Annotated in this window: 13 protein-coding genes; 8 read left to right on the forward strand and 5 right to left on the reverse strand. The window is 72.6% G+C overall.

The window, feature by feature from the left end:
* Window positions 1-75: 75 nt before the first annotated feature.
* Window positions 76-1,050, forward strand: a complete 975-nt coding sequence (locus P6897_RS14435) for a WYL domain-containing protein (RefSeq protein WP_282501572.1) — start codon at window positions 76-78, stop codon at window positions 1,048-1,050.
* A gap of 23 nt (window positions 1,051-1,073) precedes the next feature.
* Here P6897_RS14435 and P6897_RS14440 read toward each other — a convergent pair whose 3' ends face one another.
* The gene (locus P6897_RS14440) at window positions 1,074-2,993 is read right to left on the reverse strand and encodes a M3 family metallopeptidase (protein ID WP_282501573.1); all 1,920 of its coding nucleotides are present in this window, start codon (window positions 2,991-2,993) and stop codon (window positions 1,074-1,076) included.
* Between the two features lie 26 nt (window positions 2,994-3,019).
* Window positions 3,020-3,631: an NUDIX hydrolase family protein gene (locus P6897_RS14445; RefSeq protein ID WP_269268189.1), complete on the reverse strand. Its 612-nt coding sequence runs from the start codon at window positions 3,629-3,631 to the stop codon at window positions 3,020-3,022.
* A 57-nt stretch (window positions 3,632-3,688) separates the two neighbouring features.
* Here P6897_RS14445 and P6897_RS14450 point away from each other — a divergent pair, with 57 nt between their 5' ends.
* The 4 genes from P6897_RS14450 to P6897_RS14465 all read left to right on the forward strand — a co-directional run bounded on the left by P6897_RS14450 (window position 3,689) and on the right by P6897_RS14465 (window position 12,020).
* Window positions 3,689-4,342, forward strand: coding sequence for an alpha/beta hydrolase-fold protein (locus P6897_RS14450; RefSeq protein ID WP_282501574.1), 654 nt, complete (start codon window positions 3,689-3,691; stop codon window positions 4,340-4,342).
* 216 nt (window positions 4,343-4,558) lie between these two features.
* Window positions 4,559-6,229: an ATP-binding cassette domain-containing protein gene (locus tag P6897_RS14455; protein ID WP_282501575.1), complete on the forward strand. Its 1,671-nt coding sequence runs from the start codon at window positions 4,559-4,561 to the stop codon at window positions 6,227-6,229.
* A 189-nt stretch (window positions 6,230-6,418) separates the two neighbouring features.
* Window positions 6,419-11,254: a DEAD/DEAH box helicase gene (locus tag P6897_RS14460; protein ID WP_282501576.1), complete on the forward strand. Its 4,836-nt coding sequence runs from the start codon at window positions 6,419-6,421 to the stop codon at window positions 11,252-11,254.
* On the forward strand, window positions 11,247-12,020 hold the full coding sequence (locus P6897_RS14465; protein ID WP_114588815.1) for a DNA-formamidopyrimidine glycosylase family protein: 774 nt from the start codon (window positions 11,247-11,249) through the stop codon (window positions 12,018-12,020). The genes P6897_RS14460 and P6897_RS14465 overlap by 8 nt, the downstream gene beginning before the upstream one ends.
* A 35-nt stretch (window positions 12,021-12,055) precedes the next feature.
* Here the strand turns inward: P6897_RS14465 and P6897_RS14470 are convergent, their stop codons facing one another.
* A complete protein-coding gene (locus tag P6897_RS14470) occupies window positions 12,056-12,703 on the reverse strand; it encodes a YitT family protein (RefSeq protein WP_112617752.1) in 648 nt (215 codons plus the stop codon).
* A gap of 230 nt (window positions 12,704-12,933) precedes the next feature.
* On the opposite strand from P6897_RS14470, the gene P6897_RS14475 reads away from it, so the two are divergent.
* Both P6897_RS14475 and P6897_RS14480 read left to right on the forward strand, forming a co-directional pair.
* Window positions 12,934-13,341 carry a UDP-3-O-(3-hydroxymyristoyl)glucosamine N-acyltransferase gene (locus tag P6897_RS14475; protein ID WP_023953942.1) on the forward strand — a complete coding sequence of 136 codons (408 nt, stop codon included), beginning with the start codon at window positions 12,934-12,936 and terminating at the stop codon, window positions 13,339-13,341.
* A 92-nt stretch (window positions 13,342-13,433) separates the two neighbouring features.
* Window positions 13,434-14,195 (forward strand): LysR substrate-binding domain-containing protein, encoded by a 762-nt coding sequence (locus tag P6897_RS14480; RefSeq protein ID WP_282501578.1) that lies wholly within the window; start codon window positions 13,434-13,436, stop codon window positions 14,193-14,195.
* A 28-nt stretch (window positions 14,196-14,223) separates the two neighbouring features.
* On the opposite strand, the gene P6897_RS14485 is transcribed toward P6897_RS14480, so the two are convergent.
* The gene (locus P6897_RS14485; RefSeq protein WP_112617750.1) at window positions 14,224-14,523 is read right to left on the reverse strand and encodes a hypothetical protein; all 300 of its coding nucleotides are present in this window, start codon (window positions 14,521-14,523) and stop codon (window positions 14,224-14,226) included.
* Between the two features lie 75 nt (window positions 14,524-14,598).
* Between P6897_RS14485 and P6897_RS14490 the strand changes: the two genes are divergently transcribed.
* Entirely contained in the window at window positions 14,599-15,324 is a 726-nt protein-coding gene (locus P6897_RS14490; protein ID WP_282501579.1) for a GMP synthase, read from the forward strand.
* A 118-nt stretch (window positions 15,325-15,442) separates the two neighbouring features.
* Here the strand turns inward: P6897_RS14490 and P6897_RS14495 are convergent, their stop codons facing one another.
* The gene (locus P6897_RS14495) at window positions 15,443-16,294 is read right to left on the reverse strand and encodes a tryptophan-rich sensory protein (protein WP_282501580.1); all 852 of its coding nucleotides are present in this window, start codon (window positions 16,292-16,294) and stop codon (window positions 15,443-15,445) included.
* Window positions 16,295-16,309 lie beyond the last annotated feature (15 nt).

The following is a 16,309-nucleotide window of genomic DNA, read 5'->3' on the forward strand; positions in this document are numbered from 1 at the left end:
CCGATCGGCTCGACGCCCTCACCCTGACAGCCCTTCCGGTCAGTTTCTGTCCGCAAGGGCGGATACGGTGGGGCGATGACGACGACCTCCCGGTTGCTGACCCTGCTGTCGCTCCTGCAGGCCCGCCGCGACTGGCCGGGCGGAGTGCTCGCCTCGCGGCTGGGGGTGAGCGATCGCACGGTGCGACGTGACGTCGAGCGACTGCGCGAGATGGGATACCGCATCCAGGCGACGACCGGCCTCGACGGCGGGTACCGGCTCGAGGCCGGCAGCGAGCTGCCGCCCCTCCTGTTCGACGAGGACCAGACCGTCGCGGTGACCCTCGCCCTGCGAACCGCTCCCGCCCTGGGCGCGGGCATCGGAGAGGCCGCGGCACGCGCGCTCGCCACGATCCGGCAGGTCATGCCCTCGCGACTCCGGCATCGCCTCGACGCCCTGGCTCCGACCGTCGTGGGCCGCCCGGGGGATGCCGCCGCCGCGGACGTCTCGCTCGAGGTTCTGTCGACGCTGGCGAACGCGATCCGCGACGGTGTCACGGTGCGGTTCGACTACGGCGAGGCGGGCGATGCGGATGCCGTGGGGTCCGCGCCGACCCGACGCGCGGAGCCGCATCATCTCGTGGCGTCGGGCGGCCGCTGGTATCTCGTCGCGTGGGACCTCGACCGCGACGACTGGCGCCTGTACCGGGCGGACCGGGTCCGTCCGCGGCTTCCGGCCGGCGCCCCGTTCACGCGCCGCGGCGTGCCCGGCGGCGACGTCGACGCGTTCGTGTCGGCACGCTTCCGCGGGTCGGACTCGGCCGCATGGCCCTGCCGCGGCTCCGTCGTGCTGCACCTGCCGGCATCCGCGGTCGCGCCGTTCGCGGGCGATGGCACGGTCACCGCGCTCGACGACGGGCACTGTCGGCTCGAAGCCGGGTCGTGGTCATGGACCGCGCTCGCGGCCTCGTTCGGGCGGTTCGACGCCGAGCTCGAGGTCGTCGGTCCGCCCGAGCTCGCCGACGCGTTCGCGTTCCTCGCCGCGCGCTACGCCCGCGCTGTCACCACCTGACGGATCACCGGGGAGGCCGCCGCTCAGGCGCCAGCGAGCCAGGCCCGGTAGGCGTCGAACGAATACGGGCGGCCGAGGAAGTCGGCGACGAGGTCGGCCGCGTCGCGGCTGCCACCCGGCTCGAGGATGCGCTCGCGGTAGCGGGTCGCAACGGCCGGGTCCATGAGCTCGTCGCCGAACGCCGAGAGCAGGTCGCGGGCGATGACGAGGCTCCACTGATACGTGTAGTAGCAGGCGCCGTATCCGGTGAGGTGGCCGAAGCCCGCGTACGTGTGCCCGTTCGGCAGCGGGTGCACCGGCGACGACGCGCGGTACCAGCCCTCGACGGCCGCCTGCAGGTCGCTCGGCCGCTCGACGTGCAGGCCGTACGAGACGTTGGCGTGCCCGAGCTGGCGGGTCACCTCGAGGGCGCGACCGAAAGCGTCGGCCACCCGCATCCGCTCGACGAGGTCGGCCGGGATCGGCTCGCCGTCGGCGTTGCGCGCGAACGTCGCCAGCACGCCGGCATCCCACGCCCACTCCTCGAGCAGCTGGCTCGGCGCCTCGACGAAGTCCCACTCCGTCTCGATGCCGCTGAAGTCGGCCCAGACGGCGTCGGCGCCGCCGAGGATGCCGTGGACGAGGTGCCCGAACTCGTGGAAGAACGTCACGACCTGGTCGTGCTCGAGGAGTCCCCGCGAGAAGTTGCAGAGCAGTACGCCCTCGGGAAGCGAGCGGCCCGCGATGCCGGGCGCGAGGTTGAAGCACGCGGCGTGGTTGTACTTTCCCTCGCGCGGGTGAAGATCGAGGTGGATCCGACCGAGCCGGCGCTCGCCGCGGACGACGTCGTAGCTGCGGACGTCGTCGTGCCAGGCACCCGCGTCGACGGGGACGTAGGCGACGTCGAGCAGTCGCGCCGTGACATCGAGCACGCCCGCCAGGACGTTGTCGAACGCGAAGTAGGCGCGCACTGCCTGCGCGTCGACGGCGTAGTCCTCGCGCTTCAGCGCGCTGAGGAGGTACCAGAGGTCGGCCGCGGTGACCGCCTCGGCATCCGGCTCGTCGACGCGCAGCCGCGCGAGCAGCCGGTCGTACTCAGCGGCGGCGGCCTCGCGCGTCGCCGCGTCGATGTCGTCGAGGAACGACCGGATCGCCGCGCTCGAGCCGATCATGCGCGTTTCGGTCTCGTAGTCGGCCCAGTCGCCGTAGCCCAGCAGCTCCGCGCGCTCGGCGCGCACGGCGAGCAGTTCGGCGAGCACGGGGTCGTTGTCGGGCCAGGCGAGGTCGTTGTAGACCGACAGCAGTGCCGTGCGCGTCGACCGGCGCACCGCGAACTCGCGCACCGGCATGAGGTCGGTGTACTCGGTCGTGAGGGTGATGAGGCCCTCGTCGTCGACCGGGTGAGCGTCGATGAAGTCCTGCGGCAGCCCCTCCAGCGCGTCGGCGGGGAGCTTCAGCTCGCGCCGGCCGTCGCGGATGTTGCGCGAGAAGGTCAGCGAGAGCTCGGTGTCACGCTCGGCCAGCGCCCGCAGCCGTTCGCGTGTCGCCTCGTCGCGGTCGACGCCGCCGCGGCGGAAGTCGCGCTGGATGTGAGCGAGCAGGCGGCGGGCGGCGGCATCCAGCCCGTCGGTCGCGAGGCCGTCGAAGACGGCGAAGAGAGCGGGGTCGAGCGCCCGCTCGGAAAGCAGGGCGTCGATGGCCTGCACCCGGGCCTCGGCGGCAACGCGGACGTCGGCATCGGGGTGCGACTCGCTCAGCAGGGATGCCTCGGACGCCGCCTCGGCGATCGCGATCGACGCCTCGTTCCACAGCTGCAGACGGGCCAGGGGCGACAGCTCACGCCCCGCGATCAGCTGCGAGTCGACCTCGCGGACGCGGGCGATGCGGGCGTCCGGGCGCTCGGCGGCGAACGCGAGCCATCCGGCGGTGTCGGCGGGGAAGGCGAGGGGCTTCGGATCGGTCATGACCCGAGCCTACGCAGGAGCGGGCCTCAGCGAAGAGCACCCACCGAGGCGAGCGCGAGGCGGATGAGCGTGCCGCGGCCACCCTCCATCTCGGCGGCGAGGGCGTCGGATGCCGCTTCCACGGGGTCGAGCCATGTGACCTCGAGAGCATCCTGACGGGGCTCGCACGTGCCCGTGACCGGCACGACGAAGGCGAGCGACACGGCGTGCTGGCGGTCGTCGTGGAAGGGGCTGACCCCGGGGATCGGGAAGTACTCGGCGACCGTGAAGGGCGTGGGCGACGCGGGCAGGAGCGGGAAGGCCATGGGCCCGAGGTCGTTCTCGACGTGCCGGAACAGTGCGTCGCGGATCGTCTCGCCGTAGCGCACGCGGCCCGAGACGATCGTGCGCGTCATCTCCCCGACCGGCGTGGCACGGAGCAGGATGCCGACCTGGGTGACGGCCCCGAGCCCGTCGGTGCGCACCGGCACCGCCTCGACGTAGAGCATCGGCAGCCGGCGGCGCGCTTCGGTGAGCTCCACATCGCTGAGCCAGGCCGGGTTCGTGGCTCCGCCGCCCGGGGCTCCGCGCAGCGGGTCGGCCGGGAGCGACGACTCGCCGCGCTCGTCGGGATCGGGATCGGGGGTGCGCACGGCCATGCCTCATGTATACCAATGACCCCCGGCGGTGTCGGATGAGGCTGGCAGGATGGTCGCATGTCGCCCGATCCGGTCCTCGATCCTGCGGCCGTGCGCTGGTCGGCCGCTCCCGCCGACCGCGGTCGCCGCCCGTTACTGGTGATGGTGCACGGCTACGGCTCGGATGAGAACGATCTGTTCGCCCTCGCGCCGCACCTGCCGGCCGAGTACGTCGTGGCTGCGGTCCGCGCCCCGCTCACCCCGCGCTTCCCCACGCCGGGGTGGTCGTGGTACCCGATCGAGGGCCTGAACGGTCGCGATCCGCACGCGGCGACGGCATCCGCCCGCGCGCTGACGGCGTGGATCGACGCGGAGCGGGGCGATGCGGCATCCGTCGGGCTGCTCGGCTTCTCGCAGGGCGGGGTCATAGCGATCGAGGCGCTTCGCCTGCGCCCGGACGACTACGCGTTCGCCGTCACCCTGTCGGGCTACGCCAATCCTGGCGATCTCGACACCGACGCCGAGCTCGCCGAACGCCGCCCGCCCGTGTTCTGGGGCCGCGGGGCGCTCGACGACGTCATCCCGCCCGCACTCGTCGCACACACGGCGCAGTGGCTGCCCGGCCGGGTCGACCTGAGCGGCCGCGTCTACCCCGATCTCGGACACGCCGTCTCGGCGGAGGAACTGCGCGACGTCGCGACGTTCCTGCACAAGCAGCTCCCGTCGGCGTAGACTTCCCGGGCCCCTGTCCCGAGTGTGAGGAACGACCGTTGATCGGTTTCGACGCGACCGCGCTGTGATCCCGCGCTGATCCGTCGACCCTTCGGGCGTCCGACCTGGCCAGCGCATTCTCCGATTTCCGCGCTGGCCGCCGGACCGTTCCACCCCCGGTCGGGGTGTCCTCGGTGTCGGTCGTGCCCGCGCCCGACGACATCCGAGGAGGCAGTCATGCCCCATCCCGCTCCCGCGGTCGTCCTCGACCGCATCACCCTCATCCACCCCGACGGCACTCCCGCCGTGCGGAACACCTCCGGAACCTTCGACACCGGGCGAACCGGCCTCGTCGGCCGCAACGGCTCGGGCAAGACCACGCTGCTGCGGCTGATCGCGGGCGAGCTCGCGCCGACCTCCGGCTCGGTCACCACGTCCGGACGGGTCGAGCTGCTGCCGCAGCGCTTGACCCTCGACGTCGGGCGGCGCGTCGCCGACCTGCTCGGCGTCGCTCCCGTCGTCGACGCCGTGCGCGCCGTCGAGTCGGGAGACGTCCACCCGCGCCACTTCGAGACGATCGGCGACGACTGGGATGCCGAGGCACGAGCGGTCGCCGCGCTGACCGCGGCCGGTCTGCCGCCGGGAGCGCTCGACCGCCGCGTCGGAGAGCTCTCCGGCGGTGAGGCGGTTCTCGCGGCACTCGTCGGCGTGAGACTGCGCGGAGCCGAGATCGCGCTGCTCGACGAGCCGACCAACAACCTCGACCGCGACGCGCGCGAGCGGGTCGGCGAGCTCGTGCGAGCGTGGCGGGGTGCGCTCATCGTCGTCAGCCACGACACCGCGCTGCTCGAGCTGATGGACGACACCGCCGAGCTCTACGGCGGGGCGCTCGATACGTTCGGCGGGCCGTACTCCGAGTGGCGAGCCTGGCGCGACGACGAGCAGGCGGCGGCGCGCGCCGCGGAGACCGCCGCGGCGGCGGCCCTCCGGCGCGAGCGGCGCGACCGGGCCGAGACCGAGACGAAGCTCGCGCGGCGTGCCGCGATGGGAGCGAAGGCGCAGCGCGAGAAACGCGTGCCCGGGATCGTCGCCGGCAACCGCGCGTCGGCCGCGCAGGTGTCGGCGGGTCGCGCGCGCGGCGAGGCATCCGATCGGGAAGCCTCGGCTCGGGCGGCCCTCGATGCGGCAGGGCGGCGGGTCCGCGACGACGACGCCGTGCGGATCGACCTGCCCGATCCCGGCGTCGCGGCGAGCCGGCGCCTCGCGACGATCGGCGACGGCGAACGCTCGTGGGTCGTGCAAGGGCCCGAGCGTGTCGCGCTCGTCGGGCCGAACGGCGCGGGGAAGACGACGCTGCTCGAGGTGCTGGTGCGGTCGGCGGACGCTAACTCCTCAGAATCAGGTGCTGCGGCATCCGATCGTCGCTCGGGCGGCCCCGGCGCGCCCGATCTGAGGAGTTATGGCACGGCGGTCGCGCATACCGACCGCGTCGGCTACCTGTCGCAGCGGGTCGACGGGCTGCGGGACGAGGCGACGGTGCTCGACAGCGTGCGCGCGGCCGCGCCCGCCGCCACCGACGTCGAGCTGCGGAACCGGCTCGCGCGATTCGTGCTGCGCGGCGACACCGTGCTGCGCCCGGTCGCGGCACTGTCGGGCGGGGAGCGGTTCCGGCTGGCCCTGGCCTGCGAGCTGCTGGCCGATCCCCCGCCGCAGCTGCTCGTGCTCGACGAGCCGACGAACAACCTCGACCTCGACACGGTCGAGCAGCTCGTGCAGGCTCTCGCCGCCTACCGCGGTGCCGTGCTGGTGGTCAGCCACGACGATGGCTTCCTCGCCCGCCTCGCGCCCACCCTGATGCTCGAGCTGCGCGACGGCCGGCTGAGCGAGGTCCCGCCGGCTGGCCCGTGAACCGAGGTCCCCGTTGGGCCGGTGTCACCGTCGAGGTCCCAGTTGGGCCGGGGATCTGCGCCCGATTCCCGGCTCAAGTGGGACCTCGCGGGGTAGCGCGCGGGCAGCGGGGCACGGCGGGACCTGGCACGGCGGATGCCGCGGGCGCAAGGCCGCGCCGATGTCGGAGGTCCGCGCGAAGATGAAGGCATGGCCGATGTGCTCGCCCGATTCTCCGCGCCCACCGCGGACTGGTTCCGCGGCGCGTTCTCGAAGCCCACGTCGGCGCAGGCCGGTGCGTGGGACGCGATCTCCGCCGGCAAGCACGCCCTCGTGGTCGCGCCGACCGGGTCGGGCAAGACTCTGTCCGCGTTCCTCTGGGCGATCGACCGCATCTTCCGCGACAAGGTGGCGGCCGGCCCCGTCGACGACAAACCGGCGAAGCGCAGAAAGGCGGATGCCGCGCCGGCCGACACCCGTGTCCTGTACGTCTCACCGCTGAAGGCGCTGGGCGTCGACGTCGAGCGAAACCTGCGGTCGCCCCTCGTCGGCATCGGACAGTCGGCGCGCCGCCTCGGTCAGCCCGTCCCCGACGTGACGGTCGGAGTGCGATCGGGCGACACCTCCTCAGCCGACCGGCGCGCCCTGGTCGCCCGACCGCCCGACATCCTCATCACGACGCCCGAGTCGCTCTACCTCATGCTCACCTCGCAGGCATCCGAGACACTGCGCGGCGTCCACACCGTCATCGTCGACGAGGTGCACGCCGTGGCGGCCACGAAGCGCGGTGCGCACCTGGCCGTGAGCCTCGAACGCCTCGACGCGATCCTCGAGAAGCCGGCTCAGCGCATCGGTCTCTCGGCCACGGTCCGTCCCATCGACGAGGTGGCGCGCTTCCTCGGCGGCGCGGCCCCCGTCGAGATCGTCGCACCGAAGGCGTCGAAGGCGTTCGACCTGAACGTCGTCGTGCCGATCCCCGACATGCTGCATCCCCCGGCCCCACCCGGCGCCGAGGATGCGGGTGCCCCCGGCGCTCCGGGCGGTCGCGATGACGGAGACGACGAGGGGGACGACGACGATGGCGACGGCGCCTGGTACCGCGCCCCGCAGGCGACGGAGGTCACGGGGTCGGTCTGGCCCCACGTCGAGGAGGCGATCGTCGACCGCATCCTGAAGCACCGCTCGACGATCGTGTTCTCGAACTCGCGCAGGCTCGCCGAACGCCTGACCGGACGACTCAATGAGATCTACACCGAGCGTCTCGGGGGCGACCTTCCCGAGCCCGCGGTCCCCGCGGGCATGATGGCGCAGGCCGGGGCCTCCGCCGGCGCCGAGCCGGTACTCGCGAAGGCGCATCACGGCTCGGTGTCGAAGGAGCAGCGCGCCCAGGTCGAAGACGAGCTGAAGTCGGGTGTGCTCCGCTGCGTCGTGGCGACCTCGAGCCTCGAGCTCGGCATCGACATGGGGGCCGTCGACCTCGTCATCCAGGTCGAAGCACCGCCGTCGGCGGCATCCGGACTCCAGCGCGTCGGACGCGCCGGCCATCAGGTCGGCGAGGTCAGCCGGGCAGCACTGTTCCCCAAGCACCGCGGCGACGTGCTGCACACCGCGGTCGTGACCGAGCGGATGCTGGCGGGCAAGATCGAGGCGATCGCGGTTCCGCAGAATCCCCTCGACATCCTCGCCCAGCAGACGATCGCCGCGTGCGCGACCGGCACGATCGAGGTCGAGGCCTGGTTCGAGACGGTGCGGCGCAGCGCGCCCTTCCGCACGCTCCCCCGCTCGGCGTACGAAGCGACGCTCGATCTGCTCGCGGGCCGCTTCCCCTCCGACGAGTTCGCCGAGCTGCGTCCACGCCTGGTCTGGGACCGCGATCAGGGCACGCTCACGGGGCGCCCGGGAGCGCAGCGCATCGCGGTCACGAGCGGTGGCACGATCCCCGACCGCGGTCTGTTCGGCGTCTTCGTCGCCGGCGAGAGCCGTAACGCGCGCGTCGGCGAGCTCGACGAGGAGATGGTCTACGAGTCGCGCGTCAACGATGTCTTCACGCTCGGCACGACCAGCTGGCGCATCGTCGAGATCACTCATGACCGGGTCAACGTCGTGCCCGCGTTCGGCCAGCCGGGCAAGCTCCCGTTCTGGCACGGCGACGGACTGGGGCGTCCCGCCGAGCTCGGCGAGGCGCTGGGGAAGTTCAGCCGCGAGGTGTCGGCGGCCGGTCCCGAGAAGGCGTCCGAGCGGTTGCGCGAATCGGGGCTCGACGACTACGCGATCGAGAACCTCCTGGCGCATCTCGCCGAGCAGCGCGAGGCGACCGGCAGCCTACCCACCGACCGGACGCTGACCGTCGAGCGCTCCCGCGACGAGGTCGGCGACTGGCGCGTCATCCTGCATTCCCCGTACGGCATGCACGTGCACGCTCCGTGGGCGCTGGCCGTCAACGCACGCATCCGCGAACGTCTCGGGGTCGAAGGCGCAGCCGTCGCGAGCGACGACGGCATCATCGCGCGGGTCCCCGACGCGGCTGCCGAGCCGCCCGGCGCCGACCTCTTCGTCTTCGACGCCGACGAGCTCGAACAGATCGTCACGGACGAGGTCGGCGGCTCCGCCCTGTTCGCCTCGCGCTTCCGCGAGTGCGCGGCGCGGGCCCTGCTGCTGCCGAGGCTCAACCCCAACAAACGCGCGCCGCTCTGGCAGCAGCGGCAGCGCTCGGCGCAGCTGCTCGAGGTCGCGCGGCGGCATCCGTCGTTCCCGATCATCCTCGAGACGCTTCGCGAGGTGCTGCAGGACGTCTACGACCTTCCCGCACTCCTGCGCATCACCCGCAGCATCGCCGACCGCCGCATCCGCCTCGTCGAGACGACGACATCGCAGCCGTCGCCGTATGCCCGCGATCTGCTCTTCGGCTACGTCGGCGCCTTCATGTACGAGGGTGATTCCCCGCTCGCCGAACGCCGCGCCGCGGCCCTGTCCGTCGACCCCGCGCTGCTGTCGGAGCTGCTCGGCAAGGTCGAGATGCGCGAGCTGCTCGATCCCGAGGTCATCGCGCAGTTCGAGCGCGAGGCGCAGCGTCTCGCCCCCGACCGACGCGCGCGCGGGGTCGAGGGCGTCGCCGATCTGCTCCGCATCCTGGGCCCGCTCGCCGCCGACGAGGTCGCAGCACGCCTCGAAGAGTCCGCCGCCACCGGCACCGGCACCGGCACAGCGAAGGAAATCGGCACAGCGGAGGACGCGAGCGCCGCGCCCGCTCCTCCGGACGGCGAATCTCCTCCCGAGCACCGGGTCGCCGAGGCCGCCGACCTGCTGCAACAGCTCGTGACCGCCCGCCGTGCGATCCCGGTCACGATCGCAGGCACGCAGCGGACGGCGGCGATCGAGGATGCCGGACGCCTGCGCGACGCGCTGGGCGCGGCGCTCCCCGTCGGGATCCCCACCGCGTTCCTCGAGCCGGTCGTCGACCCGCTCGCCGACCTCGTCGCACGGCACGCGCGCACCCATGGGCCGTTCCGCACCGCGGACGTCGCGACGCGTCTCGGCATCGGCACCGCCGTCGCGCGTCAGACACTGCAGCGGCTCGAGTCGCAGGGGCGCATCGCGAGCGGTTACTTCCTGCCTGAGACCTCCGGCAGCGAGGCCGACGACCTCGAGTGGTGCGATTCCGAGGTGCTGCGCCGGCTGCGGATGCGGTCGCTCGCGGCTATCCGGGGCAGCGTCGAGCCGGTATCGCCCGAGGCGTTCGCGCGGTTCCTGCCCGTGTGGCAGCACGTCACCCGGCCGCTCGAGGGCGTCGACGGCGTCGCCGCCGTGATCGAGCAGCTCGCCGGTGTGCCGATTCCTGCGAGCGCCTGGGAGTCGCTCGTCCTGCCCTCGCGCGTGCGCGACTACGCACCCGGGATGCTCGACGAGCTGACCGCGACGGGCGAGGTGGTCTGGTCGGGGCACGGCACCCTGCCCGGGCGCGACGGCTGGATCGCGCTCCATCCCGCCGACATGGCGCCGCTCACCCTGGCGCTGGCCGACGCCGACTCCGAGGCCGACGAGTCGTCGACGTCGGGCGACCTCGACGTGCGCATCCTCGAAGCTCTCGCCGTCGGCGGCGGCTGGTTCGCGGGGCAGCTCGTCGCCGCGATCGGCGCCCCCAACGAGCAGAGCGTGCTCGACGCACTCTGGCGTCTCGCGTGGGCGGGCCGCCTGACGAACGACACGTTCACGCCGGTCCGATCCCTCCTCTCGGGCGGTTCGCAGGCACACCGCAGCGCCCGCCGCACACCGCGGTCCCGCCTGTATCGCGGCACACCGCTCGCGCGCCCCACGACGCCGGCGGCGCCGCGCCCGTCGACGCTCGGCGGCCGGTGGTCGCTCCTGCCGGCCGTCGAGCCCGATCCCTCGCTCCGCGTCACGGCATCGGCGGGGCTCCTGCTCGACCGCTACGGCGTCGTCACCCGGGGCAGCGTCCAGTCCGAGGGGGTTCCCGGCGGTTTCGCGCAGGTCTACCGCGTTCTCGCGGGCTTCGAAGAGGCGGGCCACTGCCGCCGCGGCTATGTCATCGAGACCCTCGGCGCCGCGCAGTTCGCGGCATCCGTCACCGTCGACCGCCTGCGCGAGTTCGCGGCGCTCCCCGACCCGCCGCCGCGGCGTGCGGTCACGCTGGCCGCGACCGACCCGGCGAATCCCTACGGTGCAGCCCTCGGCTGGCCGGCGCTCGAGGGCGTCTCGCATCGACCGGGCCGGAAGGCTGGCGGCGTCGTGGTGCTCGTCGACGGCGCACTCGTGCTCTACCTCGAGCGCGGCGGGCGTTCGGCGCTCGCCTTCACCGACGACGAGGAGGTGCTGACCGCGGCCGCAGCCGATCTCGTGAGGACGGCGCAGGCACGCCGTCTCGACACGCTCACCGTCGAGCAGGTCAACGGCGAGTTCGTCTACAACACCCCGACCGGGCGGGCGCTGCGCGCAGGCGGTTTCGTCGAGTCGTCGCGCGGCCTCACGCTGCGCCGGCTGACCGCGGGCTCACGGGCGGCGATGTCCGGAAGCAGCGAGCGTGCCTGAGGGCGACACCGTCTTCCGAGCCGCGCGGAAGCTGGGTGAGGCGCTCGTCGGACAGGAGGTCACCCGCTTCGACATCCGTGTTCCCGGCAGCGCGACAGCCGACCTGCGCGGTGAGACCGTCTCGTCGTCGATCGCCCGCGGCAAGCACCTGCTGCTGCGCATGGGCGCATTCAGCCTGCACTCGCACCTGAAGATGGAGGGTCGCTGGCACGTCTACCGCCACGGCGAGCGCTGGCGGGCACCCGCGTTCCAGGCCCGCGCGATCGTCGGAACGCGCGATCGGGATGCCGTCGGCTTCGAGCTCGCGATGGTCGAGGTCCTTCCCACCGCCGACGAGGATCGCCTCGTCGGCCACCTCGGGCCCGACCTGCTCGGCCCCGATTGGGATCTGGCCGAAGCGGTGCGTCGCGTGAGCGCCGACTCCCGAGCCGCACACGTCGCCCTGCTCGACCAGCGGAACGTCGCCGGCTTCGGAAATGTCTACGCGAACGAGCTGCTCTTCGTGCGCGGCATCCTGCCCATGACCCCCGCCACCGAGATCGACGCGGCCGCCGTGCTCGAGACCGGGTACCGGATGATCCACGCCAATCGCGATCGCGCGGCGCGCACCTTCACCGGCAACGACCGGCCCGGGCAGCGGATGTGGGTTTACGGCCGCGAGAACAAGCCCTGCCGCCGGTGCGGGACGCTGATCCGCGCCGGCGAGATCGGAGCGCTGCCGACGAGCGAGCGGAACATCTTCTGGTGCCCGCGCTGCCAGAGCTGAACCCCGCCGGGCCTGGAGCGATCCGACGCTTGCACTCAGCGGCCGATGTACCGACCGGGGCGGTGGTTCAGGACGAGCACGACGCTCAGCACGACCGCTCCGGCAGCACTGAGCAGCACCGCCGGCCACGGCAGCACCAGCAGCGCGGACGCGATGATCACGACATCGAAGATCATCTGGGTCCATCCCGCACTGAAGCCCATGCGCTCCTGCAGCACCAGGGCGATGATGTTGACCCCGCCGAGGCTCGAACGGTGGCGGAACAGAATCAGCAGCCCGACGCCGGCGAGCAGGTTGCCGCCCAGCGTGCCGTAGATGGGTTCGATGCTCGCGAACTGCAGCAGGTGCTGGTGCACGAAGGTGAACGCCGAGACCAGGCCGATCGAGACGAAGGTGCGGATCGTGAACGACACCCCCTTCTTCCACAGGGCCAGCGCCGCGAACGGCGCGTTCACGACTGCGAACAGCACCGGGAACGACCATCCGGTCGCGTAACCGAGAAGCAGCGCGAGGCCCGCGGTGCCGCCGGTCACCGAGCCCGACGACTGCAACAGGTAGAGGCCGAGGGATGCCACGAATGTGCCGGTCACGATGCCGAGCAGATCCTCCGCGCGGGTGTGGCGCGTGAGCGCCGCCTCGAACACGAGGGAAGGTCCGGTCGACGGTGCGCGAGAAGGCTCCACCCGCCCATCCTCGCAAACCGGGGCGCGAGTGGAAGCAAGCCCCGCGGCGGCGGCATGTTATCGCGCGAAGGTCAGCTCGCACACCCCTTCGACCTCGGCGGCTGCGCATCGCACGCTTGTTCCAGCAAACCGGTCGACCTGCCGCTCCGAATGATTCGTGGGAATGAAAACGCGGGTCGCGGGGTTGTTTCCAGTACTCAGTACCGGACCCGGAACTGTCGGAGGGGATCGTGGGCAAGAACTACATCGACATCGAGAACGACCGCGGAGAGACGCTGCGTTACCGCAAGCACGCGAACGGTCGGGGCTTGATCGCGAACGGGGCCAAGGTGCACCCGACCGCACTGGTCGAAGCAGGCGCCTACGTCGAACCCGGAGTCCAGGTCGCCGCGGGCGTTCACATCGGCCGTGGCGTGTGGATCGAGCGCGAAGCCGTCATCGGCCCGAACGTCGAGATCGCACCGCACGCGCACGTCGGCTCCGGCGCCGCCATCGGTCCGCGGGCGAAGATCGGCATCCGCGCGTTCATCGGAGCGCACGCGCACGTGGCGGGCGGCTCTCTCATCGGCGACGACGAGAACATCGCCGACGGCGAGCACGTGGCGACCGATCAGCGCGGACTGCGGCTGGCCGCCTGACCGACCAGCGGTGGCCGCCGCACCGTCGACGATCGGCGGGTCCGCACTGCGCGGGCCCGCCGATCGCGTCTGCCCCGGGATACGCTTCAGGCATGACACCCGGACGTTCCTCGGGCCGTCCCGCGCGTAGCGGCGGCCGAGGCGGCGGTGCCCCCGGGCGCCGTGGCGCCGCGGCATCCGGACAGCGGCCCGGAGCCCGGAGGACGGAGCGCGACTCGGGAACCCGTCGCGAGTCGGATGCCGCTGCGCCGGATCTCAGCGCGCTCGGCGCCTTCCGTCTCGGCGCCGCTCCCGGTGCCACGCCCGGCAAGTGGATCGACGTGTGGAAGCAGCGGATGCCGGCGAACCCGGTCGATCTCGTCTCCCTCGAGTTCGTCGACCAAGCCGCCGCCCTCGCGAGCGGTGAGGTCGACGCCGCCCTCGTGCGGCTTCCGATCGAACGCGCTGGGTTGAGCATCATCCCGCTCTACGACGAGATCACGGTCGCCGTGTGCAGCGCCGACTCGTCCCTCACCGTCGCCGATGAGCTGACCCTCGCCGACCTCGCCGGGGAGGTCGTCATGGTGACCGGTGATGACGCTCTGGGTATCGAGGTCCCCGGCGCCATCGCCCCCGCCTTTTCCGCCATTGCCACGACGGGTGACGCGGTCGCGACGGCGGCCACCGGCGTCGGCATCGTGCTCGTGCCGATGTCGCTCGCGCGACTGCATCACCGCAAAGACACCACGTACCGGCCCGTGGTCGACGCTCCGACGTCGACGGTCGCGCTCGCCTGGCCGACGGAGGCGACCACGCCGCTGGTAGAGACGTTCATCGGGATCGTGCGCGGCCGTACCGCGAACTCCTCGCGCTGACGCGCACCGCCAGCGCCGGTCGCCCGAATCACGCCCCGTGCAGCCGCCGCGCCCCGTCGGGGATCGCACCCGCAACCGGAGTGCGGCTCAGCAGGGCGGCGGCGTCGATCGGGTCGTCCGGCGCGGCGGCATCCGGATCCGCCTCGAGCTCGACCACGACGGGAGCGGGCAACCGGATCGCCGTGCGAGCGTCCCGCGCCCGCGACTCGATGCCGGCCGCGTCGACGGGGCGGCGCACCCGCCAGCCCCGGCGCGCGGCGGCGACGTCGAGCCGGTCGAGCACCGCGATGAGCTCGCTGGGGTCTGAGATGATCACGCGGGCGGTCATCCGGCCATTGTCCTCCGCTCGTCACGGAAGGTCATCCCCACCGGGTCGGCTCGGCGGGAACCATAGACTTTCGGCATGGCCCCGCTCGTGTACGTCTGCGTGCGCCCGCAGCAGGCGGCCGCGGACGCGGAGTACGCATCTTTCCGCACCGCCATGGGCCTCGACGAGTCCCAGCTCGAGCGCATCGATCTGACGCGCGACGCCCTGCCCGCGGACGCGTTCACGCGCTGGCGCGGCTTCGTCGTCGGCGGCAGCCCCTTCAACGCCACTGACGATCCCGGCGCGAAGCCGGAAGGCCAGCTGCGCCTGGAGGCCGACCTCGCGCGCATCGTCGAGGCGGCGGCATCCGCTCGGACGGCGGCGCTGTTCACCTGCTTCGGCATCGGCGTGGCCACGACCTACCTCGGCGGCACGATCTCTCGCGACTACCCCGAGGACACCGGCCCGACCGACGTGACCCTGACGGAGGCCGGCCGGGTCGACCCGCTGCTGGGCTCGCTCTCCCCGACCTTCGCCGCGCTCACCGCGCATAAGGAGGGGACGCAGACGCTTCCCGCCGGGGCGGTGCTCCTCGCCACGAACAGCGCCTGTCCCGTGCAGGCCTACCGCGTGGGAGATCGCCTGTACGCGACGCAGTTCCACCCCGAGCCGACGCCGCAGGACTTCACCGAGCGCATGACGATCTACCGCAACGACGGCTACTTCGACGCGGCGGACTACGACCGCGTCGCGGCCCGCGTGCTCGCGGCCCCCGTGACCGAGCCGAGCCGCTTCCTCGCCGCGTTCGCCGCGACGTTCTGACGCCGGGCGCGATACAACCGTCGGATCGGTGGTGCGGATGTCGCCTCCGACGACGTTCGAGGCGACACCAGCACCATGGGTCCGACGAATGTATCGGCGCGGCCGGTCAGGCGACCGGTCAGGCTGTGCGGGTGCGGCGCAGGATGCCGCGGTGCTCGCGGCCGTTCGAGCGCCAGGCCGTCACGGCTGCGGCGGCGACGACCACGACGATGACGGCGATGGCGGCGATGGCCACCGGCGTCGAGTGGGGCTGATCGGTCGTGCGGGCGATGGCCACCCACGCCAGGCCCCACGACAGCGCGATGATCGGCGAGGGGCGCCCGCGCGAGAAGGCTGCGATGCCCACGCCGACGGCGGCCACGAGCACGAGCACGGCCACACCCCACACGTCGGCCTGCATGCCCCACGACTGGGGGACGGTGCGGCTGAGCCACGCCGTGACGTTCGCGACCGTCGCCAGCGAGACCCATCCGAGGTGCAGGCCCACCGTGGCGTCCATGAGCAGCCGGTCGCCGACCGACTGCGGCCGCGAGCGCACCAGCAGGTGGAACGTCCAGCCGAGCGCGGCGAGGAGCGCCACGATCGCGACGACCGTCAGCGGCAAGGTCGTGAACTGCGCCGCGAGCAGCCATCCCCCGTTGAGCACGGCGGTCAGCGCGATCCACCATCCCACGAGCCGCTGCCGGTCGCGGGAGCGCTGCGCGGGCAGCGCCTGCCAGATCGTGTAGCCGATCATGAAGAGGTAGATGACCGACCAGATGCTGAACGCCTGAGTTCCCGGCGCGAGCACCGTCGAGTCGGCGTCGAGCGCGCCGCCCTGCAGATCGCGCACGTTCGTCCCGCCGAAGAGCCCGGTCCCGACCATCGCGGCGATGATCATGAAGACGACGGCCGAGATGACCGCGATCTGCCGGACGAGGTCCGACGACTTCTGCGGAGGGCGGGCGGCGTGGTGCGCTGTGGTGCTCATCCCTTCACGGTAGAT

Origin of the sequence: Microbacterium sp. BDGP8 (genome assembly GCF_029991045.1) — a bacterium.
GTDB classification, from domain to species: Bacteria; Actinomycetota; Actinomycetes; order Actinomycetales; family Microbacteriaceae; genus Microbacterium; species Microbacterium plantarum.

Coding starts and splice junctions, on each gene's coding strand:
- P6897_RS14435 (WP_282501572.1), top strand. CDS start 76: ATGACGACGACCTCCCGGTTGCTGACCCTGCTGTCGCTCCTGCAGGCC.
- P6897_RS14440 (WP_282501573.1), bottom strand. CDS start 2,993: ATGACCGATCCGAAGCCCCTCGCCTTCCCCGCCGACACCGCCGGATGG.
- P6897_RS14445 (WP_269268189.1), bottom strand. CDS start 3,631: ATGGCCGTGCGCACCCCCGATCCCGATCCCGACGAGCGCGGCGAGTCG.
- P6897_RS14450 (WP_282501574.1), top strand. CDS start 3,689: ATGTCGCCCGATCCGGTCCTCGATCCTGCGGCCGTGCGCTGGTCGGCC.
- P6897_RS14455 (WP_282501575.1), top strand. CDS start 4,559: ATGCCCCATCCCGCTCCCGCGGTCGTCCTCGACCGCATCACCCTCATC.
- P6897_RS14460 (WP_282501576.1), top strand. CDS start 6,419: ATGGCCGATGTGCTCGCCCGATTCTCCGCGCCCACCGCGGACTGGTTC.
- P6897_RS14480 (WP_282501578.1), top strand. CDS start 13,434: ATGACACCCGGACGTTCCTCGGGCCGTCCCGCGCGTAGCGGCGGCCGA.
- P6897_RS14485 (WP_112617750.1), bottom strand. CDS start 14,523: ATGACCGCCCGCGTGATCATCTCAGACCCCAGCGAGCTCATCGCGGTG.
- P6897_RS14490 (WP_282501579.1), top strand. CDS start 14,599: ATGGCCCCGCTCGTGTACGTCTGCGTGCGCCCGCAGCAGGCGGCCGCG.
- P6897_RS14495 (WP_282501580.1), bottom strand. CDS start 16,294: ATGAGCACCACAGCGCACCACGCCGCCCGCCCTCCGCAGAAGTCGTCG.